23 protein-coding genes are annotated in these 21395 nt (G+C 68.5%); 14 read left to right on the forward strand and 9 right to left on the reverse strand.

What is annotated here, in order from left to right; genetic code table 11:
• Positions 1–42: 42 nt before the first annotated feature.
• From ACIQF0_RS30415 to ACIQF0_RS30425, 3 genes are all read right to left on the reverse strand, one after another.
• The gene (locus tag ACIQF0_RS30415) at positions 43–678 is read right to left on the reverse strand and encodes a lamin tail domain-containing protein (protein WP_401034974.1); all 636 of its coding nucleotides are present in this window, start codon (positions 676–678) and stop codon (positions 43–45) included.
• Positions 679–815: 137 nt separating this feature from the next.
• A complete protein-coding gene (locus ACIQF0_RS30420) occupies positions 816–1346 on the reverse strand; it encodes a lamin tail domain-containing protein (RefSeq protein ID WP_401034977.1) in 531 nt (176 codons plus the stop codon).
• 147 nt (positions 1347–1493) lie between these two features.
• A complete protein-coding gene (locus ACIQF0_RS30425; RefSeq protein WP_360035069.1) occupies positions 1494–1802 on the reverse strand; it encodes a helix-turn-helix transcriptional regulator in 309 nt (102 codons plus the stop codon).
• A gap of 254 nt (positions 1803–2056) precedes the next feature.
• Here ACIQF0_RS30425 and ACIQF0_RS30430 point away from each other — a divergent pair, with 254 nt between their 5' ends.
• The 4 genes from ACIQF0_RS30430 (at position 2057) to ACIQF0_RS30445 (ending at position 5744) form a co-directional block, all read left to right on the forward strand.
• Positions 2057–2467, forward strand: coding sequence for a nuclear transport factor 2 family protein (locus ACIQF0_RS30430; protein WP_093604291.1), 411 nt, complete (start codon positions 2057–2059; stop codon positions 2465–2467).
• Positions 2464–3081 (forward strand): ScbR family autoregulator-binding transcription factor, encoded by a 618-nt coding sequence (locus ACIQF0_RS30435; RefSeq protein WP_360035066.1) that lies wholly within the window; start codon positions 2464–2466, stop codon positions 3079–3081. Before ACIQF0_RS30430 ends, ACIQF0_RS30435 begins: the two co-directional genes overlap by 4 nt.
• Before the next feature lie 92 nt (positions 3082–3173).
• The gene (locus tag ACIQF0_RS30440; protein WP_401034982.1) at positions 3174–4400 is read left to right on the forward strand and encodes an ATP-grasp domain-containing protein; all 1227 of its coding nucleotides are present in this window, start codon (positions 3174–3176) and stop codon (positions 4398–4400) included.
• A 72-nt stretch (positions 4401–4472) separates the two neighbouring features.
• On the forward strand, positions 4473–5744 hold the full coding sequence (locus tag ACIQF0_RS30445; protein ID WP_401034984.1) for a serine/threonine-protein kinase: 1272 nt from the start codon (positions 4473–4475) through the stop codon (positions 5742–5744).
• Here the strand turns inward: ACIQF0_RS30445 and ACIQF0_RS30450 are convergent.
• The 3 genes from ACIQF0_RS30450 to ACIQF0_RS30460 all read right to left on the reverse strand — a co-directional run bounded on the left by ACIQF0_RS30450 (position 5741) and on the right by ACIQF0_RS30460 (position 8685).
• A complete protein-coding gene (locus tag ACIQF0_RS30450; protein ID WP_401034986.1) occupies positions 5741–6406 on the reverse strand; it encodes an HAD family hydrolase in 666 nt (221 codons plus the stop codon). The genes ACIQF0_RS30445 and ACIQF0_RS30450 overlap by 4 nt on opposite strands.
• 22 nt (positions 6407–6428) lie before the next feature.
• Entirely contained in the window at positions 6429–7727 is a 1299-nt protein-coding gene (locus tag ACIQF0_RS30455; protein ID WP_401034988.1) for a wax ester/triacylglycerol synthase family O-acyltransferase, read from the reverse strand.
• A 61-nt stretch (positions 7728–7788) separates the two neighbouring features.
• Positions 7789–8685, reverse strand: coding sequence for an anti-sigma factor RsbA family regulatory protein (locus ACIQF0_RS30460; RefSeq protein ID WP_401034991.1), 897 nt, complete (start codon positions 8683–8685; stop codon positions 7789–7791).
• A gap of 181 nt (positions 8686–8866) precedes the next feature.
• On the opposite strand from ACIQF0_RS30460, the gene ACIQF0_RS30465 reads away from it, so the two are divergent.
• A complete protein-coding gene (locus ACIQF0_RS30465; RefSeq protein ID WP_360035049.1) occupies positions 8867–9601 on the forward strand; it encodes an alpha/beta fold hydrolase in 735 nt (244 codons plus the stop codon).
• On the opposite strand, the gene ACIQF0_RS30470 is transcribed toward ACIQF0_RS30465, so the two are convergent.
• A complete protein-coding gene (locus tag ACIQF0_RS30470) occupies positions 9598–10137 on the reverse strand; it encodes an MOSC domain-containing protein (protein WP_360035046.1) in 540 nt (179 codons plus the stop codon). The genes ACIQF0_RS30465 and ACIQF0_RS30470 overlap by 4 nt on opposite strands.
• 264 nt (positions 10138–10401) lie before the next feature.
• On the opposite strand from ACIQF0_RS30470, the gene ACIQF0_RS30475 reads away from it, so the two are divergent.
• The 9 genes from ACIQF0_RS30475 to ACIQF0_RS30515 all read left to right on the forward strand — a co-directional run bounded on the left by ACIQF0_RS30475 (position 10402) and on the right by ACIQF0_RS30515 (position 19805).
• Complete coding sequence (locus tag ACIQF0_RS30475; RefSeq protein ID WP_093604271.1) at positions 10402–11397, forward strand: LacI family DNA-binding transcriptional regulator; 996 nt, start codon at positions 10402–10404, stop codon at positions 11395–11397.
• A gap of 115 nt (positions 11398–11512) precedes the next feature.
• On the forward strand, positions 11513–13156 hold the full coding sequence (locus tag ACIQF0_RS30480) for an ABC transporter substrate-binding protein (RefSeq protein ID WP_360035043.1): 1644 nt from the start codon (positions 11513–11515) through the stop codon (positions 13154–13156).
• Positions 13157–14062, forward strand: a complete 906-nt coding sequence (locus tag ACIQF0_RS30485) for an ABC transporter ATP-binding protein (RefSeq protein ID WP_401034995.1) — start codon at positions 13157–13159, stop codon at positions 14060–14062.
• Positions 14059–15039, forward strand: coding sequence for an ABC transporter permease (locus ACIQF0_RS30490; RefSeq protein ID WP_401034997.1), 981 nt, complete (start codon positions 14059–14061; stop codon positions 15037–15039). Before ACIQF0_RS30485 ends, ACIQF0_RS30490 begins: the two co-directional genes overlap by 4 nt.
• A gap of 7 nt (positions 15040–15046) precedes the next feature.
• On the forward strand, positions 15047–15865 hold the full coding sequence (locus ACIQF0_RS30495; protein WP_093604263.1) for an ABC transporter permease: 819 nt from the start codon (positions 15047–15049) through the stop codon (positions 15863–15865).
• Positions 15862–16818: an ABC transporter ATP-binding protein gene (locus ACIQF0_RS30500; RefSeq protein ID WP_401034999.1), complete on the forward strand. Its 957-nt coding sequence runs from the start codon at positions 15862–15864 to the stop codon at positions 16816–16818. The genes ACIQF0_RS30495 and ACIQF0_RS30500 overlap by 4 nt, the downstream gene beginning before the upstream one ends.
• Positions 16811–18145 (forward strand): GH1 family beta-glucosidase, encoded by a 1335-nt coding sequence (locus ACIQF0_RS30505; RefSeq protein ID WP_401035002.1) that lies wholly within the window; start codon positions 16811–16813, stop codon positions 18143–18145. Before ACIQF0_RS30500 ends, ACIQF0_RS30505 begins: the two co-directional genes overlap by 8 nt.
• 189 nt (positions 18146–18334) lie before the next feature.
• A complete protein-coding gene (locus tag ACIQF0_RS30510) occupies positions 18335–19585 on the forward strand; it encodes a lysine N(6)-hydroxylase/L-ornithine N(5)-oxygenase family protein (RefSeq protein WP_401035004.1) in 1251 nt (416 codons plus the stop codon).
• Positions 19586–19607: 22 nt separating this feature from the next.
• Positions 19608–19805, forward strand: coding sequence for an MbtH family protein (locus ACIQF0_RS30515; RefSeq protein ID WP_401035006.1), 198 nt, complete (start codon positions 19608–19610; stop codon positions 19803–19805).
• A gap of 63 nt (positions 19806–19868) precedes the next feature.
• Here the strand turns inward: ACIQF0_RS30515 and ACIQF0_RS30520 are convergent, their stop codons facing one another.
• A complete protein-coding gene (locus ACIQF0_RS30520; protein WP_401035009.1) occupies positions 19869–20546 on the reverse strand; it encodes an SDR family oxidoreductase in 678 nt (225 codons plus the stop codon).
• Positions 20543–21361 carry a hypothetical protein gene (locus ACIQF0_RS30525; protein ID WP_401035012.1) on the reverse strand — a complete coding sequence of 273 codons (819 nt, stop codon included), beginning with the start codon at positions 21359–21361 and terminating at the stop codon, positions 20543–20545. Before ACIQF0_RS30525 ends, ACIQF0_RS30520 begins: the two co-directional genes overlap by 4 nt.
• Positions 21362–21395: the final 34 nt, after the last annotated feature.

Raw genomic sequence — 21395 nt, forward strand, 5'->3', positions numbered from 1 at the left:
CCCGGACCGTCGGTGACGGCCCGGGCTCCTGGGGTTGCTCGGTCAGAAGGTGCGTTCCTGCAGCGAGAAGTCACGCTGGTTGTTGTTCGTGTCCTGGCTGAGGATGTTGCGGGTGTTCGAGCCGTTCAACGCGGCGGTCTGCGCGGTTTCCGGAGCGGCGTTGACGCTCTCCTTCGGCGTGACCGCGCTCGCCGAGAACGCGACGCCGTCGATCTTGAAAGCGGTCGGCGCGTTGCTGCCGAAGATCGCGACACCGCCGTACACCGGAATGCCCTCGACACCGAGGAAGTTCACCGGGAGCACGTGTTGCGTGCTCGTGGTGCCGGAGAACTCGGCGCCCGTCAGCACCAGCGTGGAGCCGACGTTGTTCTTGGGCGCCAGCACGATCGGCTGGCTGAGGGAGTCCATCAGCGGGATCGTCTGGATGACCTGGTTCTGCTGGTTGTAGATCTTCAGCACCCAGTTGGTGAGGTCGAGCTGCTGGTCCGTGGTGTTGGCGATCTCGATCGCCTCGTCGAGCGGTCCGTTCGGGCCCATCGTCGAGACCTCGTTGACGAGCACAGCCGGCACGGCCATGACCTCGGGAGCACCGGGCTCCTCGGCCGCGGTCGCCATTCCCGCGAACGCGATGGTGCTCGCGAATGCGAGAGCCGTGGCTCCGCTCAGCAGTCGACGCATTGTCTCGGTCCTTTCGAGAAGTGAATTGTGGGCATTTCTCGTGGCGGCCTGCCTGGTCTCGTTAAATGACCTGTCTTGCCGCCGGGACCGACTTTGCTCTGATTTCCGGTAAGTCGTAAGGGGCCATTGAAGGGCGGTTACGGATTGATTTCTCCGGGAGTGGGAATGTGGCAGGTGAAGTCAGTGGAGTTGTGGTCGGTGTCGCGCGAGGTGCTGTCGCGGCCGAGTGAGGAGCCCTCGCCGGAATTCGGGCACGGCGTGGCGGGACCGTCTTCGCGGCACGGCGAGGACGAGGTCAGGCCCACGCTGTCGGTGTGCGCACCGTGCCGGTTTCGAGCGATAACACCCGAGCCGTCCACCGTGCTCACGACGATCCCGTTGGGCACCGTTCCGCTGAACGCGCTGCCGACTATCAGGAAGTATTCACCCGGAGGTAGCACGGTGGCCGGAGGGATGGTGGCGAGGATTCGCGGAGTGCTGCCGGCGCAGGCCTGGACCGACCATCCTCCGATGTCTGCCTCGGTGGAGCCGGTGTTGCGCAGCTCTACGAATCCGCTCGATCCGAGCGCGATCTCGTTCACCTTGACCGGGGAGACCCCCGGTGCGCCGCCGAGCGCGGCACCGGCGAGCAGCAGGTACGTTGCGACGGTGTTTCCTGGGGGTGTCACGATCGCAGTCTGGCCCGGCCCGGTGGTCGTCACAGGGGGCCAAAGACCTGCTCTGCCTGGGACTTGCGGGAAGACGGTGGCCGCGGGGGCCTGGCGGTGCACCGCTTCCCGGACGGGGCAGGCTTCCTCCGGCCTGCCCGCGCTCCGTCAACCGGAGTGGTCTTCGGAAGTTGCCCTGCGTGTCTCGCGTGCGATCGTCGCCGCCTTGTCGACCGCGGCGTGCGGCACGTGCAGCGCCGCGCTGAGGAAGGCACGCCAGTAGGGGCCGGGAATGCGTTTGCCGCGTTCCCATCTCGACACTTCTTCACGGGTGACGCTGTCGTTTTGTGAGATCTCGCACAACAGGTCCGCGAGTTCGCGCTGGGTGAGGCCCTGCTCTCGCCTAGCCTGCGGAATCAGCGCGGTAATGGGCGGCACGTCCTGGTGCTCTGGGGCTGGTAGGGCTGCCTTGAGCACGGTTCTGCTCCGTTTCGGTGTGATGGGTGGGTGTGTCGACCACCATGCCGCAAAGTCTGGATCATGGGGCCCTGCATTGCGGTGATACCGCCGGTCGTTGAAAGTTCGCGTACCTCCGGAATGCGTCGCTCGGATGTTCGGGTGAAAGTGAGCTGGGCCAACGGGGTGCGCGATCTCGCATTGTGGTGCTTTGACTAGTGTGACCGCGCCAGGACCGTTGCTACAGCAATGACCGGGATGAGAAGGTGGAGAAAATGCTCTCGACGGTCGAAGTGGTGCAGGTGTTTCTCGCGCGGCTCGCCGCGCAGGACGCGGCAGGCATCGCGCGGTTGTGCGCACCGACCGTGGAATGGGAGGCGCCCGACCCCGGTGGCGCCCGGTGGACGACCGGCCAGCGCACCCGCCGGGAGGTCGAGTCCCAGTTCCTCACCCTGTTCGCCACGTTCGGCCTGGAGCGGCTCTCGGCCCGCCAGGTGATCGTCGACGGAGGAGACGCGGCCGTGGTCGGTTCGGCACGCTGGCGGGTCCTGACCACGGCCGAGCGGGTGGACGTGCGCTTCGCGGCCGTCGTGTCCGTGCACCTGGGGGAGATCGAGCAGTACTGGCAGATGCCGGACACGCTGGCCGCCGCCGTCGCCACAGGGGCCGCGCGGACCGAGGCATGAGCGTCAACCGCGAGAGATCGGTCCGCACGAGGGCCAAGCTGCTGCACGCCGCCGCGGAGGTGTTCGACCGCGACGGGTTCGCCGGATCCAGCCTCACCGCCGTCTGCGCGCGAGCGGACGTGTCGAAAGGTGCGCTGTATTGCCACTTCCGCTCCAAGGAGGCCCTCGGCGTCGCGATCATCGAGGAGCAGTCGCTGCTGTGGCACCGGTTGCGCGACGAGCAGCTCGCGATCGAGCAGTCGCCGATCCAGGCGCTGATCGCGATGTCGTTCGAGTTCACCCGCAGGCTGGACACCGACCTCACCGTGCGGGTCAGCGCGAAGCTGTTGCGGGAGGCGGTGTTCTTCGACGTCGTGGCCGCCGCGCAGGTCGTCGGCTGGGTCGCCGTCGTGCGGGAGCTGCTCTCGCTCGCGCGGGAACGAGGTGAGCTGCTGCCGGAGGTGAACGTCCGGCACACGGCCGAGCAGATCGTCGCGGAGCTGCTCGGACTTCAGTTCGTGGCCCAGGCCCTGAGCGGCGGCACCGATCTCCGCACGCGGCTCGCACGGGTGTGGCGGGCGTCTTCTGGCTGTCTGGTGACAAGACCTGTCTACGAGACGTTGCGTTTCGAGTGACGGTCGTCTCGACCCAATCGAGACAGGAATGCCCGCTCGCGCCAGGGCCGTTGTGCTCCTCGTTCGTCAGGTGTCCTAACGAAGGAGCAAGGGTGAGCAGCATCGTGGTCGTGGATCCGTATTCGGCGGGCAAGGGCATCGCCCCCGCGTTCGTGGCACGTGGTGTCGACGCGATCGCCGTGCTGACGACGGAGAAGCCGCCGGCGGGGCTGAACTGGTTCCCGGACGACTTCGCGGAGGTCCACCTGCTGCACGACCTCGACGAGCTCGCCGCCAAGCTGGCCGTGCGCGACCCGATCGCCGTCGTACCGGGCACCGAGACCGGCGTCGAGGCCGCGGAGGCGTTGTCGGAGCTCATCGCGCCCGGCCGGTCGAACGTCCTGACGCTGTCCTCCGCCCGCCGCGACAAGTGGCAGATGGCCGTGGCACTGCGCACCGCCGAGGTGCCGCACCTGCGCCAGATCAGCTCCGACTGCGTCGACGAGGTCGCCGCGTGGCTGCGGCGCGAGGGCCTGGAGGACTCGCCGATCGTGTTGAAACCGCAGGAAAGCGGCGGTACGGACGACGTGTTCGTGGCGATGCCCGGCGACGACTGGCGCGCCAAGTTCAACCGGATTCTCGGTTGCGTTAACAAGCTGAACATCCGCAACGACAAGGTGCTCGTGCAGGAACTCGCGGTGGGCACGGAGTACGAGGTCGACACCTACTCGATCGACGGCGAGCACGGCCTTGTCGCGGTCTGGCGCTATGCCAAGCAACGGCGCGGCGACCGGCTCGGCATCTACCTGTCCAACACGCTGGTCGCGGAGGACGAGCCCGTGGTCGACGTGCTGTTCGGCTACGTGTGCCAGGTGCTCGAGGCGACCGGTGTCCGCAACGGGCCGGCGCACGTGGAGGTCATGATCACCCCCGACGGGCCGCGGCTGATCGAGATCGGCGCGCGGCTGGCTGGCGCGGAACAGCAGGAGCTCACCGTGCTCGGCACCGGGGAAAGCCAGATCACCCGGATGGTGCGGCACCGCGTCGACGGTGACACGTCGGTCGGCCGGTACTCGCGGCGGCGGCACGTGAAGTCGGTGTACCTGTCCTCGCCCGCCGCCGGTGAGCTCGGCAACTCGGTGCGATTTGACGAGCTGGCCTCACTTTTGCCCAGTTACCAGAGCGACGCACTGGCCTATCGCGAAGGTTCGATGGTGCCGCGTACCGATGACCTGTGGACGTCGTTGGGTTCGGTAGTGCTGGCGACGACCGACGCCGACCAGCTGGAACGTGATGTGGCGGTCGTCAGGGAGATCGAAGCCGGGCTGATCGTAGTTTGATCGTCAGGTGTGGCCGGGTAGCCGTGATTCCACGCGACCCGTTAGGTTTGCTTTGCGACGGAGCGGAGGCCCATGAGCGAGCGCTGGGACGGTGACCTGACGGGCGCGGTGGTCGACGACCGCTACGTGATCGGGTCGCTGCTCGGCTCGGGTGGCATGGCGGAGGTCTACCGCGCGCTGGACCGCGAGACCACGTCGCCGGTCGCGATCAAGATCTTCACGGGCCCCGGCCTGCCCGACGACGAACTGCGGCTGCAGCGCGAGGCCTCGATGCTGGTCTCGCTGGAGTGCCCCGGCATCATCCCCGTCTACGCGTCGGGTTCGTTGTCGCGCCGCCCGTACTTCGTGATGCGCGAGATCACCGGCGGCACCCTGCGTCAGCGCATGCGCGAGCCGCTGCCGCCCCGGTTCGTGGCGCGGATCGGCAGTCAGATCGCCGTGGTCCTGGACCACGTGCACGGACTCGGCGTCGTGCACCGCGACATCAAGCCGTCCAACATCCTGATCGACGACGAGGAGAAGCAGGCGTACCTCGCGGACTTCGGTCTCGCGCTGGTGGCCGAGGTGACGCGGGTGACGACGTCCGGCGTGCTGGTCGGCACCGCCGGCTACCTGTCGCCGGAACAGGTGCGCGGCTCGGACGTCGGGCCCGCCGCCGACGTCTACGCGCTGGGCCTCGTCCTGCTGGAGTGCCTGACCGGCCGCAGCGAGTACCCCGGTGGCGACGCCGAGGCCGCGCTGGCCAGGCTCGCCCGGTCGCCGCGGATTCCCCTCGACCTGCCGCCCGCCTGGGAGTCGCTGCTGTCCGCGATGACGGACATGGACCCGTCGCGCCGGCCGACCGCCGCCCAGTGCGCACGCTCGCTGACCGCCGCTTTCGAGGCCAGCCGCGGACTGCCGGCGTTGCTGCCCGACGCGGCCGTCGCCCCGGACGCGCCCACGGGTCCGGTCGTGCCCGAGCCCCGGTCTGGGCGGAGCAAGCGCTTGGCGATCTCGGCCGCGGCGGTGGCCGTCACCGCGGTGGCCGTGGTGGTGGCGAACTTCGCCGGTGGCGGGAGCGAGGCCCCGGCGGCGGACAAGCCGGTGGCGCCGGACGCGCGCACCCACGTCGTGACGGTGACGCAGTCCACGGTGACCGTGGTGCAGACGCCGGACGGTTCGGAAGCGCCTGGGGTGCCCGGTGCGCCGCAGCCCGGGGCGAGCGGGGTGGACCCGTCGACCTCGGCCGTCGAGACGACCGAGGACGAACCGGTCGACGAGACGGCGAAGAAGAACAAGGAGAAGAAGAAGGACCGCAAGAAGTCCTCGGAAGTGCCGACTCCGTCGCAGGAGCCGTTGCCCTAGGCGTTCGGCTCGCTCACCACGGCGAACGGCAGGTCGGCCAGTTCCGCCCGCAGCGTGTCGAGGTCCGCGTACACCGCCGAGGCTCCGCGATCGACCAGCTCGTTCTCGCCGAACCCGCCGGTCAGCAGGCCGATCGACGGCAGCCCGACCCGCTTGGCGGCCTCGCAGTCCCACACCGAGTCGCCCACGACGACCGCGCGTTCGCCCTCGACCCCGCGCAGCGCCACCTCGATCAGGTCCGGCGCGGGCTTGCTGTCCTCGACGTCGTCGGAGGTCGTCCACGCGACGTCGCCGGGGTCGAGCAGCTTCAGGTAGTGCTCGACGTGCTTGCGCTTGCCCGAGCTCGCGAGCACGACGGCCAGGCCCAGGTCGGTCGCGGCCCGGATCAGGCGGTGTGCGCCCTCCAGCGGCTGGATCTCGTCGATCATGGAGTCGAAGTGGCGTTCCCAGGCGGCGCGCAGGTCGTCGCCGTGGTCCTGTTCGACCTTGTCGCCGGCTACGGCAGCGACCAGCTTGTCGCCGCCCATGCCGATCGCGCGGTGCACTCGCCAGCCGGGCACGGTGACGTCGATCTCGCGGAACGCGCGCAGCCACGCCACCGTGTGGTGGTAGTTGGTGTCGACCAGGGTGCCGTCCACGTCGAGGACCACGGTGTTGCTCATGAAACCAGGTTTGCCCGTGCTTCTACCTCGGCAAACCCACCAGCTCGCGGGTCTCCTGCAACGCGACGAGCTCTCGGCGCAGCACTCCGTCGAGCCATTGGGCGTCCGACATCCACGACTGGTTCGTGTTCAGGCAGACGTGCACGGAGTTGCGGTACACCGACAGCGCGATGCCGACGGCGTGGCCGGGTGCGACCGGCGCCACCGGGTACATCTCGCACAACGCGGCGCCGTCCAGGGCGAGCGGTACGGACGGCAGCGGCACCGAGGTGACCAGTGTGTCGAACAGCAGGGGAGCGCAGCGGCCCATCACCGGCGCGGCCAGGCGGTGCACCAGCGGCGGCACCTTGTCGGCGAGCAACGGCAGCGCGCCGGCGCCTCGGTCCGGACCGGCGGCCTTCGCCGACTCCATCTGCGCGCGGATGTTCCTGAGGCGTTCCGCCGGGTCCGCCTCGCCGACCGGCAGCGCGACCAGGAAACCGGAGATCTGGTTGCCCGAGGCGCCGTCGCCGGAGCGTGAGCGCTGGTTAACCGGGATCAGGGCGCGCACGACCGAGTCGGGGCCGGCGCTGCCGTGCGCGGAAAGCCAGTGCCGCAACGCACCCGTGACCAGGGCGAGCAGCACGTCGTTCACCGTGCCGCCGTGCGCGCGCCGGATTCGGTGCACGTCCGCGAGATCCAGGCGCGACATCACCACGCGGCGTGGCCGGGTGGACGCGGTGAGCACCGGCGAGTTCAGCGTCGGCGGGCGCGTGTTCATCAGCACCGAGGAGGCGATGTCGAACGTGTCCTTGATCCCGCGCAGCGACGGGATGGACGGGATGATCGACTTCACCACGGGCTCCGGAGCGTCCGGAATGGACAGCCGGGACGGGTCGAAGAGCTGAATTCCCAGGCCAACGGCCTTCATGCCGTCGCACAGCGAGTGGTGCAGCTTCGCGACGACGGCGAACCTGCCGCCCGCGAGGCCGGTGATGACGTGCAGCTCCCACGGCGGGCGCGCGAGGTCGAGCGGCTGCGCCATGAGGTGCGACACCAAGGTGGCGAACCGATCGCGGCCGCGCACGTGGTGCGTGAAGACGTGGTCCTCCGGCGCGAAGCCGGGGTCCTCCACCCAGCGCGCGCCGCCGAACATCGAGGTGCGGGCGCGCTGGCGCAGGCGCGGAATCTCTTGCGCCCGTTCGCACAGCACGGCGGCGATGCGGGCCGGATGCACCGGAGTGGACGGTGCGAAGCTCGCCACCGCGCCGAGGTGCAACGGGTTGCTGTCGCCTTCCATTGCGAGGAAAGCGATGTCAAGGGGGGAGAGGTGGTCTGTCATATCCGTGCAAGGAAAACAGGTCCTCGTGTCGTGCGCATTGCGATGAGATGGCGGTGACTCTCTACCGGCCCAAGTACACTCGAACGGTGGTACCGCTGTGACTCGTGTGGGTGCGAACCAGGTCACACAACAGGTTCACCATCACGATTCCGAAGCCGGACAGGCCGGTGAACGACGGCGGGAAGCCGGCACCTTCGTCGCTCACCTCGCACACCGCGGTGTCGCCCTCGCGCCACATCCGCAGCACCCCGCGCCCGGACGCGTGCAGGATGCTGTTCGTCGCGAGTTCGTTCACCGCCAGCATCAGGTCCTCGACCTGTTCGCGGCGCAGCCAGTGCGCGTAGGCCGACACGACCTTGCGCATGTGCGCGAGCGTGCCGACGGTGAACGGGTGCTGCTCGGCGTCGGCAGGCGGCGGTGGCAGCGGCACGTTGTAGATGTCGGCCAGGCCCGTCGGGTCGGTGTACCACTCACTCGCCATCCGCCGCTCGCCGTCGATCACCACGGGATGGGTGCGCCGCGCGTCCTCCAGCACGCGGCCGGGCAACGCCGCCGCGTCGTACGGGCACAGGATGACGCCCTGCCTGCCCTCGAACGCCGTGTTGATCAGTGCCTCGTGCTGCACGCACGCCGGGTACTCGAGTTCGGTGCGGCCGGGCCACATCGGTTCGCCGACCATCCGGAAGCGGCCCTGCGTGCTCGCGCTGAACGCCATCAGCACGCCGGGGATGATCCGGCCGGGGTTGCGGCCGGCCTCGGTCATGTCGATGAAGTGGACCTGGTCCGCCGCCTCGCCCAGGCGTGCGCGCAGCAGGGCGATGCGCGCCTCCGGCACCGCCACCAGCACCGGTTCGCCCCTGTCGGCACCCTCCGTCACGAATCTGGCCGTACCGGAGAGGAAGGTGTCCTCGTCTCGGTAGAACAGGGCCTCGTGTGCGAACGGAGCAACGGAGTTCATCGGCTTCCCGGTGAGGTCGGTGGCGGCGGCAGGTCACCATTCTGCTCCCCGTAACAGTGTTTCGGCGGGGGCCAGGCCGGTGGTTGTCGGTACGTGTGCCGCCGTCCGCCGGATTCGTCGTGCGGACGGGCAAAAGCCCAGGCAGACTCGCGATGTCGGGGCACAGCGAGGAGGTGACGCCGTGTTGCACCACACGCTGACCGGGCCGCAGGACGCGCCGGTGCTCGTGCTCGGCAACGCGCTCGGCACGACGACCGGACTGTGGCGCGAGTTCTCGCTGCCCTTCCGCCTGCTGCGCTTCGACCACCGCGGCCACGGCGGCAGTGCGCCCGTCGAAGGCCCGTGCACGATCGAAGACCTGGCACACGACGTCGTGGAACTGTTGGACCACTTGGGATTGCGCCAGGTGTACTACTGCGGCGTGTCCCTCGGCGGCATGGTCGGCATGTGGCTGGCCGCGCACACCGACCGGATCTCCCGGCTGGCCCTGGTGTGCACCACCGCGTGGGTGCCGGACAAGGCCAGGCTGGACGAACGCATCGCACTGCTGCGCTCACACGGGATGGAATCCGTCGCGGACTCGGTGGTCTCCCGGTGGTTCACGCCGACCTGCGCTCCCGCCGTCGTCGAGCACTACCGCGCCGAGCTGCTCAGGGCACACCTGCCGTCGTACCTCGCCTGCGTCGAGGCCGTCCGGGACATGGACCTGCGGCCGGACCTGCCGAAGATCGACGTGCCGACCGTCGTGATCGCGGCGGCGCAGGACCACGCGACGCCCACGGAACTCGTCCGGCACATCGCGGACGACCTGCCGGACTCGGAGCTCTACGTCGTCGGGGACGCCGCGCATCTCGCGGTCGTCGAGGCGCCGAGAACGATCTCGGTGATCCTCGACGACCACTTCGGCAACGACTAGACCTTCTCCAGCGGGCGGTGCGGCTGCGCGGGCAGCTCGACGCGGATCTCGTCACCTGGCCGGACGACGCCGCCCACGAGCACGACCGACATGATCCCCGCGCGCCGGATCAGCTCGCCGTCGGGACCCTTGCCCACGACCTCCTTGAGCAGCCCCTTGGAGAACCCGTCGATCTGCAGGCACGGGTTGCGCAGCCCGGTCACCTCGACCACGGCCTCGGAACCCAGGTGCAGCAACGTTCCCGTGGGCAGGCCGAGCAGGTCGATGCCCCGCGTGGTGACGTTCTCGCCGATCTGGCCGGGCTCCACGGCGTGGCCCTTGTCCCGCAGCTCGTCGAAGAGCTCGGCGTGCATCAGGTGCACCTGGCGCAGGTTCGGCTGGGTCGGGTCCTGCGCCATCCGCGACCGGTGTTTGACCGTGACGCCCTGGTGGACGTCGCCCTCGACGCCGAGACCGGCGAGCAGGGTAATGCTCTCCCGTGTCGGCTTTGTGAACGTGTACTCCTCGTTGCGGCTGACCGCTGTCACAACCCCCATGCACCTGATTGTGCACGATCAGCCGAGACGCGACGAATACTCCGTTCGGTGCAACGAAACACGGAACCTGGTATCGATCAAGGTGTCTCATTTCAGGTCGCCCGACAGTGTTCTACCTGCGTCGATGCACCGGGCTGTGGAAACGCTCTCACGAACTTCCGGCAAGAGTCTTGACTAATACTCACGTCAGGCTGTTGACTCCGTCACACCTCGTCGGAACCGGTACCGAAACCGGTTTCAGGAGGCGGCGGAAGGAAGTTCGGCATGCGTGTCACGATCGCAGAGGTCGCCCAACGCGCCCAGGTGTCCAAAGCGACCGTGTCACGTGTGCTGAACGGTAAGCCGGACGTGGACGCCTCTACCGCGCAACGAGTTCGCAAGGTCATCGACGAGATCGGCTACGTGCCGAGCGCCCGTGCCGTGGGTCTGGCGCGGGGTCGCACGAGGACTGTCGCCATGCTCGCGCCGTCGCTCACCTGGCCGTGGATGGGCGAGGTGCTGCAGGGCATCGTCGACACGCTCGAAGCCGACGGCTACGGCCTCCTGCTCTACACGCTGAACCGCGGACCCGAGTCGCTGAACCAGTTCGCGAACCACGTGTCCGCCAACGCTTTCGACGGCCTGCTGGTCGTCGAGCCCCCGGACGCCCTGCACTACATCTCCACGCTCTACCGGGCGGGCCTGCCGGTCGTCATGATCGACGACCGCGGCTCGCACCCGGAGTTCCCTTCGGTGACGACGACGAACCGGCAGGGAGGCGCGGATGTCGCGAGGCATCTCGTCGCGGCAGGCCGCCGCAGGTTCGCCGTCGTCACCGGACCACCGCACTTCGGGTGCACTCAGGCGAGGCTGGACGGGTTCCGGCTCGCTTTGGCGGAAGCGGGCCTGACGCTGCACCCGGACCTCGTGGTCGACGGCGACTTCACCACGGAAGGTGGTGAAGTCGCCGTGGACAAGCTCGTCGCGAGTGGAATCCCGTTCGACGCCGTGTTCGCGCAGAACGACCTCTCGGCGGTCGGTGTGCTGCGAGCACTGCGGGAAGCCGGCCGCGTCGTCCCCGACGACGTGTCCGTGGTCGGCTTCGACGACGTCCCGGTCGCGGGACACACCGAACCCCGGCTGACGACGATCCGCCAGCCGCTGCAGGAGATGGGTGCCGCCGCCGCGCGGATGCTGCTCTCCACGCTCGAGGGACAGCCGATGCCCGACCACCCGCTGGTGCTGCCGACCTCGTTGATCGTGCGCGAATCCGCGCCCTGACTCACCCTGCTCCACCACAACTGAAACGAACACGCCGGGCCTGCCAAAGGTCTGGCGAGTTCGCCGTACGCATGAGAGAGCGCTCTCATGCTCCGTCGTATCGGGAGATTCCCCCATGCGCAGAACAGTCATCGTCGCGCTAGCACTGGCGCTCGCGGCGACCGGTTGCTCCTCTGGTGGCGCCACCAAGGCTGCCGGAGTGCTGACCGTGGGCATGCCCAACGGGCCGCTGACCGAGAACCACAACCCGTTCCTGCCCACGTCGGCGGCGGGGTCGCTCGGCTACCGCTACCAGATCTACGAGCCGCTCGCGTTCGTGAACAACACGCGCCCGGCTCAGGACCCGGTGCCGTGGCTCGCCACCAAGTGGGACTGGACGCCTGACTACAAGAAGGTCACCTTCACGATCCGGGAGAACGTGAAGTGGTCCGACGGCAAGCCGCTCACGGCCGCTGACGTCGCCTTCTCGTACGAGATCCTGAAGAAGTGGCCGGCGCTCAACAACCGCGACTCGCTCAAGGTCGAGACCGCCACGGCGACCTCGGACGGCAAGGTCGAGGTGTCGTTCGCGAGCCCGCAGTTCGTGAACCGCAACAAGGTCATCTCCGCGATGGTGATCCCGCAGCACGTCTGGAGCACCGTCCCCGACCCGACGACCTACACGAACCCGAAGCCCGTCGGCACCGGTCCGTACGAGCTGAAGTCGTTCACCTCGCAGACCGTCACGATCGCGCGGCGCGCCGAGTACTGGCAGGAACTCCCCAAGGTTCCGGAGATCCAGTACACCTCGTACAACGACAACACGGCGCAGACCACCGCGCTGGCGTCGGGCGCGAGCCAGTGGTCGTACGTCTTCATCCCGGACTACCAGAAGCTCTACGTCGACAAGGACCCGGCGAACCACAAGCTCTGGTTCCCGGCCGGTCTCGGCATCCACGGTCTGTGGCTGAACACGACGGTCGCGCCGTTCGACAACGCCGCGCTGCGCTCCGCGATGAGCGACGTGATCGACCGCGAGGCGATCTTCGTCAAGGGTGAGGCCAAGCTCTTCCCGAAGCTCGAGTCGAAGACCGGCATGCCGTTGCCCGCCGGTGACTCGTTCCTCGCGCCGGAGTACAAGGACGCGAAGTTCAAGATCGACGTCGACGGGGCGAAGCAGAAGCTCACCGCCGCCGGCTTCAAGCTCGAGGGCGACGTGCTCAAGGCTCCGGACGGCAAGGCCGTCACCATCGAGCTCACGAACCCGTCCGGCTGGTCCGACTACCTGACGGTGCTCGACATCATCAAGGGCGACCTGAAGAAGATCGGCATCGAGGCGACCGTGCGCACGCAGACCGCGGACGCGTGGACGACCGACTTCGCCAACGGCGCGTTCCAGGGCTCGCTGCGCTGGACCAACACCGGCGCGACGCCGTACGAGATGTACCAGAACATCATGGACGGCGCGGAGATCAAGCCGGCCGGGCAGACCGCGGCGGTGAACTTCGGGCGCTACAACAACCCCGAGGCGACCACCGCGCTGGCCGAGTACGCGAACGCGGCGGACGACGCGGCGCGGGCCAAGGCCCTCGCGGTGCTGCAGAAGATCATGGTCGAACAGGTGCCGATGATCCCGACCTCCGCCGGCCCGATCGGCGCGGAGTACAGCACGAAGAACTGGGTCGGCTGGCCCTCCGAGGAGGACCCGTACGGTCCGCCGCAGGCCACCCTGCCCAACGCCCTGCAGATCGTCATGAAGCTGAAGCCCGCGGGATCTTAAATGAATGAAGTCGCGCTTGAAGCGAAGGGTCTGGTCAAGACCTACAAGCGCGTGCGCGCGGTGCAGGACGTTTCCATCGTCCTGCGCCGCGGGCGCGTGACCGCCCTCGTCGGCGAATCCGGATCGGGCAAGTCGACGGTGGCGAAGCTGCTCGCGCGGCTCGTGGAACCCACCTCCGGCGAGATCCTGCTGGACGGCGAGAAGGTGCGAAGGGTCCGGGAGTACCGGCGCAAGGTCCAGATGGTGTTCCAGGACCCCTTCGCGTCCCTCAACCCCATCCACACGATCCGCTACCACCTGACCCGGCCGCTGAAGATCCACAAGCGGTCGGAGACGGTGGAGGAGCTGCTGGAACGGGTGAACCTGCCCACCGACTTCGCCGCGCGGTACCCGCACGAGCTGTCGGGCGGTCAGCGGCAGCGCGTCGCGATCGCACGGGCGCTCGCGGCCAACCCCGAGGTGCTGCTCGCCGACGAGCCGGTGTCCATGTTGGACGTCTCCATCCGGCTCGGCGTGCTGAACCTGTTGCTGGACCTGAAGGAACGGCTCAAGCTCGCGGTCCTCTACATCACGCACGACATCGCGTCGGCGCGCTACTTCGCGGACGAGACGTTCGTGATGTACGGCGGGCAGATCGTCGAGGGCGGCGAGAGCGAGTCCGTGACGCAGCGGCCCGCCCACCCGTACACGCAGCTGCTGATCGAGTCCGCGCCCGACCCGGAACGGTCGGTGCTCGCGCTGGACGCGCCGCTGGAGGAGGTCGCGCAGATCTCCACCGGCTGCCAGTTCGCCGCGCGCTGCCCGAAGGTGCAGGAGCGGTGCTGGACCCAGGCACCACCGCGCACCGAGGTCGACTCCTACGGGCACTGGGCGGCGTGCTGGTTGTACGCGGAGGCGGCGGCATGACCTTCCTGCTACGTCGTGCGCTGTTCTACTTGGTCACCCTGTGGGCGGCGATCACGGCGAACTTCCTGCTGCCGCGCTTTCTGCCCGGCGACCCGGTGCAGGCGATGATCACCAAGCTCGGCGGGCGGTTGAACAGCGACGCGATGGCGTCGCTGTACATCCTCTTCGGGCTGGACGACGACAAGTCGATCTGGGAGCAGTACGTCGACTACTGGGGTTCCCTGCTGCAGGGCGATCTCGGGCTGTCGTTCACCTTCTTCCCGACCCCGGTCGCCGACGTGCTCTCGCAGTCGATGCCGTGGACGCTCGGGCTGGTCGGTGTCACCACGGTCATCGCGTTCCTGCTCGGCACCCTGCTGGGCGTCTACGCGGGGTGGAAGCGCGGGTCGTGGATGGACAACCTGATCCCGGTCACGACGTTCCTGTCGTCGATCCCGTACTTCTGGCTCGGGCTGATCGCGATCTCGCTGTTCTCCGTGACGTGGCCACTGCTCCCGGCGTCCGGCGGCTACGCGCCGGGGCTGGTGCCGGAGTTCTCCGGCGAGTTCATCGGCAGCATGCTGGAGCACGCGGTGCTGCCCGGCATCACGATCATCGTGAGCTCGGTGGCCGGCTGGATCCTGGGCATGCGCAACATGATGGTGACCGTGACGGCGGAGGACTACGTGCTCGTCGCACGGGCCAAGGGACTCACGCAGAAGCGGATCATGTTCGCCTACGCCGCACGCAACGCCGTGCTGCCGTCGATCTCCGGTTTCGCGCTGTCGCTGGGTTTCATCGTCGGCGGCGCCCTGCTGGTCGAGATGGTGTTCTCCTACCCGGGCCTCGGTTACGTGCTGTTCCAGGGCATCGGCGCGAAGGACTACCCGTTGATGCAGGGAGTGTTCCTGGTGATCACACTGGCGGTGCTGGTGGCGAACCTGCTCGCGGACATCGGCTACCTGCTGCTGGACCCGCGCACGCGGCGGGAGGGCTGAGACTCCGATGAACTTCAAGACCAAGCTGGGCCTCGGCATTCTGGCCTTCTTCACGCTGATCGCGGTGATCGGCGAGTGGATCGCGCCGTACGACCCGTCCGCGATGAGCGACGACCTGCTGTCGCCGCCCTCGGGCGCGCACTGGTTCGGCACGACCATGACCGGGCAGGACATCTTCTCCCAGGTGCTCGTGGGCACCAGGGGAGTGATGGTCGTCGGGCTGGTCTGCGGTGTGCTGGCGACGTTCCTGTCGATCCTGGTCGGGGTGACCGCCGGGTTCCTCGGCGGCGCGGCCGACGAGGCGTTGTCCATGCTGTCCAACGTCTTCCTGGTGATCCCGGCGCTGCCGCTGATCATCATCGTGGCCTCGATGCTGCCGTCGGCGGACACGGTCCTGATCGCCGGGGTGATCAGCCTGACGGCGTGGGCGTGGGGCGCCCGGATCCTGCGGGCTCAGACGATGTCGTTGCGGCGCAGGGACTTCGTGGAGGCCGCGCGGGCGTCCGGTGAACGGACCTGGCGCATCATCGTGTTCGAGGTGCTCCCGAACCTGCTGGCCGTCATCGGCTCCGGCTTCGTCGGCACGGTGATCTTCGCGGTCATGCTGCAGATCACCCTGTCGTTCGTCGGCGTGATCTCGCTGTCGACCTGGAACTGGGGCACGATCCTGTTCTGGGCGCAGAGCAACCAGGCGCTCGGCCTGGGCGCGTGGTGGTGGTTCGTCCCCGCCGGGCTGTGCATCGCGTTGCTGGGCACGGCACTGGCTCTGATCAACTTCGGGATCGACGAGTACGCGAATCCCCGCCTGCGGAAGGTGCGCGCATGAGCCCGGTGCTGGAGATCCGCGATCTCTCGGTGGACTACGGCAACCTGCGAGCCGTGCACAACGTCTCGCTGACGCTGAACGCGGGCGAGGTGCTCGGGCTCGCGGGGGAGAGCGGCAGCGGCAAGTCCACTTTGGCCTACGCCGCCACCCGGCTGCTCCAGGTGCCGGGCAAGGTGCCGTCCGGCGAGGTGCTGTTCAAGGGCCAGGACCTGCTGTCGCTCACCGACAAGCAGTTGCAGGTGCTGCGCTGGAACGAGATCGCGATCGTGTTCCAGGGCGCGATGAACGCCCTGAACCCGGTCATCTCGGTCGGCACGCAGATCGACGACGTGCTGCGTACGCACCGGCCGCAGATGAAGCGCCCGGAACGGACCGCGCGCGGCCGTGAGCTCCTGTCGCTCGTCGGCATCCCGGTCGACCGGCTGGGCTCGTACCCGCACCAGCTCTCCGGCGGCATGCGGCAGCGCGTGATGATCGCGATGGCGCTCGCGCTGGAACCCGAGATCGTGATCATGGACGAGCCGACGACCGCGCTGGACGTGGTGGTGCAGCGGCAGATCCTCGGTCAGATGATGCGGCTGCGCGAGACGCTCGGCTTCTCGGTCATCTTCATCACCCACGACATCTCGCTGCTGGTCGAGTTCTCCGACCGCATCGCGATCATGTACGGCGGGCGCGTCGTCGAGGAGGCGCCGGCGGGCGAGATCTACCGCGCCGCCAAGCACCCGTACAGCCAGGGCCTGCTGGGGTCGTTCCCGGCGTTGCGCGGCCCGCGCCGTGAGCTGAAGGGCATTCCGGGCTCGCCGCCGGACCTGCGGTCGATGCCTTCGGGCTGCCCGTTCCACCCGCGCTGCCCGTCCGCGATGGACGTCTGCGGGGAGCGGATGCCGTCGCTGGAGGTCGTCGAGGAACGCCGTCGCGTGGCGTGCTGGCTGGAGGGCGTTCATGTCTGACATCACCTCAGGCCTGCCCGCGGACTTCTTCTGGGGCGTCGCCACCTCGGCGTACCAGATCGAGGGCGCGTACGACGAGGACGGCCGGACACTGTCCATTTGGGACACCTTCTCCCGCCGCCCCGGTGCTGTCTTCAACGGCGAGAACGGTGACGTCGCCTGCGACCACTACCACCGCATGCCGTCCGACGTGGCGATGATCGCGCGCCTGGGCGTGGACAAGTACCGCTTCTCCGTGTCGTGGCCGCGCATCCAGCCCGGCGGCCGCGGTCCGGTGAACGCCAAGGGCGTCGACTTCTACTCCCGGCTCGTGGACGAGCTGCTGGAGAAGGGCGTCGATCCGTGGCTGACGCTCTACCACTGGGACCTGCCGCAGGAACTGGAGGACGCGGGCGGCTGGCCGCACCGCGACACCGCCTACCGCTTCGCCGAGTTCGCGGGCCTGGTGCACGACGCGCTGGGCGACCGGGTGCCGACGTGGACGACGCTGAACGAGCCGTGGTGCTCGGCGATGCTCGGCTACGACACCGGCAGGCACGCGCCGGGCCGCACGAACTTCGCCGAGGCCATGCGCGCGACCCACCACCTCCTGCTGGCGCACGGCCTGGCCGCGCAGGAGCTGAGGACGCGTGGCGTGGCGTCGTTGGGCATCACGCTGAACATGGGCACCCACACGGCCGCGTCGGACGACCCGCGCGACGTGGACGCGGCCCGTCGTGCGGACGGCCTGGGCACGCGGATCTACATGGATCCGTTGGTGCACGGGCGGTATCCGGAGGACGTGCTGGTCGACATCGCCGCACGCGGTGCCGAGATCCCGGTCCGCCCCGGCGACCTGGAGATCATCTCGACGCCGCTGGACGTCTTCGGCGTGAACTACTACACCTCGCACGTCCACAAGGCGACCGACGACCCGGCCGTGTCCGAGGTGGTGCCCCAGGGCCGTCCGGTCACGGCGATGGACTGGGAGATCGTTCCCGAGGGCTTCACGGCACTGCTGGTCCGCCTGCACCAGGACTACGGCGTGCCGATGGTGATCACCGAGAACGGCGCGGCCTTCGACGACCTCGACGTCGAGGACGGCTACGTCGCCGACACCGACCGCGTCGAGTACCTGAAGTCGCACATCGGCGCCGTGGCGGAGGCCGTGCGCGCAGGTGCGGACGTGCGCGGCTACCTCGCGTGGTCGCTCATGGACAACTTCGAGTGGGGCTACGGCTATGCCAAGCGGTTCGGCATCGTCCGCGTCGACTACGAGACGCAGGAGCGCACTTTGAAGCAGAGCGCGCAGTGGTTCCGCGACCTGATCACCCGATCGCGGACGTAATCCCAGCTCAACCCAGTCTCCGGCCCGGTCGTTGTGGAATCTCTGCGCCCCCACAGCGACCGGGCCGGTTCCATGTCGCGGCTTGAACACCGATCCAGCGGCGTAGATCACGTCCGAATGCACTAGCTAAGGCATGCCTTAGTTAAGTTAGGGTTACTTTACGCCAAGGAGTGCCAGGAGAGGATCGCGATGGAACCGGTGTTAGACCTGGCCGGAATAGGCTTCGGGCCGTCCAACCTCGCTCTCGCGATCGCCGTGGAGGAACACGAGCTGCCTGTCAGGGCTCGCTTCTTCGAGAGGCAGCAGCGGTTCGGCTGGCACCGGGGGATGCTCCTCGAGGACGCCACCATGCAGGTGTCCTTCCTCAAGGATCTGGTCACGCTGCGCAACCCCACCAGCGAGTTCAGCTTCCTGTGCTACCTGCGCGACCGCGGGCGGTTGATCGACTTCGTCAACCACAAGAACCTCTTCCCGCTGCGCAAGGAGTTCCACGACTACTTCGAGTGGGCCGCCGAACGGGTCGGGCACCACGTCTCCTACGGCGCCGAGGTCTCGCAGGTGCGGACCTGTGCCGAGGGCTTCGAGTTCGCCGTCGGCGACCAGCAGGTCAGGGCCCGCAACCTGGTGCTCGCGACCGGTCTCGAGGCCAACCTGCCGGACGGTGTCGAGACGGGCGACCGGATCTGGCACAACAAGGACCTGCTCACCCGCGTCGACACCCTGAAGGACCCGCGCCAGGTCGTCGTGGTCGGCGCCGGCCAGAGCGCGGCCGAGGCGGTGGCGTTCTTCCACGACCGCTTCCCGCAGGCCGAGGTGCACGGCGTCTTCGCGCGGTACGGCTACAGCCCCGCCGACGACAGCTCGTTCGCGAACCGGATCTTCGACCCCGCCGCGGTGGACGACTTCTACTCCGCGCCGGAGGAGGTCAAGCAGAGGCTGATGGGCTACCACGCCAACACGAACTACGGCGTGGTCGACGGCGACCTGATCGAGGAGCTGTACCGGCGGGTGTACCGGGAGAAGGTCGTCGGCCGGCAGAGGTTGCTGCTGCACAACACCTCCAAGCTCACCGACGTGACCGCCGACGGCAAGTGCGTGGTCGAGTCGCTCGCCGACGGCGGGCAGTTGCCGATCGACGCCGACGTGATCGTCTACGCGACGGGCTACCGTCCGGCGAACCCGGTGAGGCTGCTCGGCGACCTCGCCGGCCACTGCGAACGCGACGAGCGCGGCCGGTTGAAGGTGACCCGCGACTACCGCGTCGTCACGGACGACGGCCTGCGCGGCGGCATCTACCTGCAGGGCGGCACCGAACACACGCACGGCATCACGTCGTCGCTGCTGTCGAACACGGCGGTGCGCGTCGGCGAGATCCTTGACTCGGTGCTGCGCCGGGTCGCCCAGCAGCAGGCAGAACCGAAGCTCCAGGCAGTCAAGTAGTTCCATCCAGGAAGGACTCGTCATGACCAACCCGTTCGAGGACCCGGAAGGCCGTTTCTTCGTGCTGGTCAACGAAGAGCAGCAGCACTCGCTGTGGCCGGTGTTCGCGGAGGTGCCCGCCGGGTGGACCAAGGTCTTCGGCGAGGAGAGCCGCGAGGCGTGCCTGGCCTACGTCGAGGAGAACTGGACCGACCTCAGGCCGGCCTCTATCCGTGCTTGACGGCCGCTGCTCCGCAGACGGCGGTGAGTTCGCCTTCAAGTCGGTCGTTCGGCCGACGCGAACTCACGTGAGGTAGTCCTCGAACGTTCGCTCGCCCACCGCGCGGCCGGGAGCCAGGTTCCCGCCCGCGCGGTAGGCGCGATACGTCGCTCCGGGCACCTTCAACGGCACGAGCCTGCGCTGCTTTCCCGTTGCGGCCAGGTACGTCCGCGCGAAGTCGACGGCTTCGCGGATCTCCGGCCCGCCCATCTCGGGTGCCTTGCCTGCCGGTGGCGCCTGGGCCAGCGAGGCCAGTTCCAGGCCGACCTCGGCCTCGTCGACCGGCTGGAAGCGGAACCCCGGCACGACCATCAGCGGCAGCTTCGAGGCGCCGTCGAACATCTTGCGCAGCAACGAGTGGAACTGCGTCGCCCGCAGAATCGTGTGCGGCACACCGGAATCGATGATCACCCGTTCGGCGGCGAGCTTCTGCCTGTAATAGGGGAGCGGCACCTCGTGGCAGCCGACGATCGAGATGTACACCAGGTGCGCGGGCTTCGCGGCCAGCACCGCCCGCGCCATCTGGACCTCGTGCCGGAACGACGTCGCGCAGTGCACCACCACGTCCGCGCGCAGAGCGTTCAACCCCGTGCCGCGCAACAGATCCGTTCCGGTGGACCGGGAAACGGAGTGAGCCCCCGGCAACGCGGCGACGACGTGCCTGCCCAGCGATCCACTGCCACCCGTGACGACGAAGGTCATGCCGTCACTCTGGCACGGTGGTAGTAGGCCAGCACGATGGTGCCGGACACCGCGACGACCGCGCTGATCACCAGGCCGGCCTGCGTCAGCGCGCTCATGCCGGTGCCCTCGCCGAGCAGCTTGATGCCGATCCACGCGGCGACGATCGGGTTCACGACGGTCTGCCCGGCCACGACGAGGTCCGGCGGCCCGGCGGCGTACCCGAGCTGGATGAACCACGCCCCGGTCAGGAAGGCGACGACCAACCCGCCGAGCGAGAACCATTCGATCAGCGGCAGAGCGGTCGTCACGTCTCTGACCAGCACGGCGACCAGTCCGTACGCGATCCCGGCGCCCACGGCGAGCGCCAGCGCCCGTACGGCGTCCGCGGTGAACGTCGCCGCCACGACGCACACCAGCACGCCCGCGACGACCAGTTGTCCTGCCTGCAGCGCCACCTTCGGCGACACCTCGGTCGGCACCGCCGCGCCTGCCGTGATGGACACGAACACCACGATCCCGGCCGTCGTCACCAGCACCGCCACGGCGAGCAGTCCGGTCAGCCGCCGCGCCCGCGTCACCGCGATGATCGGGATGGCCAGCGCGTTCAGCGGCGCGACCACCGACACCGGGGCCAGTGCCAGCGCGACGATCTGCAGAACAGCGCACGCGAAGAGCACCAGGAACCCGTAGACCCAGCGGCGTGACCGCACGAGCTGGAGCGCCGAGGTCAGCTTCAGATCGGTCGTCTCCCGCACCCCGGCGTGCTGCCACATCGCACCGAGCGCGCTGCACCCGGCCGCGAGCACCGCGCACAGAATCGCGACCCCGACCACCTGGTCGATGCTACGCCGTCACTGCTATGGTTCA

It is taken from the genome of Lentzea sp. NPDC092896 (assembly GCF_044754905.1).
GTDB lineage: Bacteria > Actinomycetota > Actinomycetes > Mycobacteriales > Pseudonocardiaceae > Lentzea.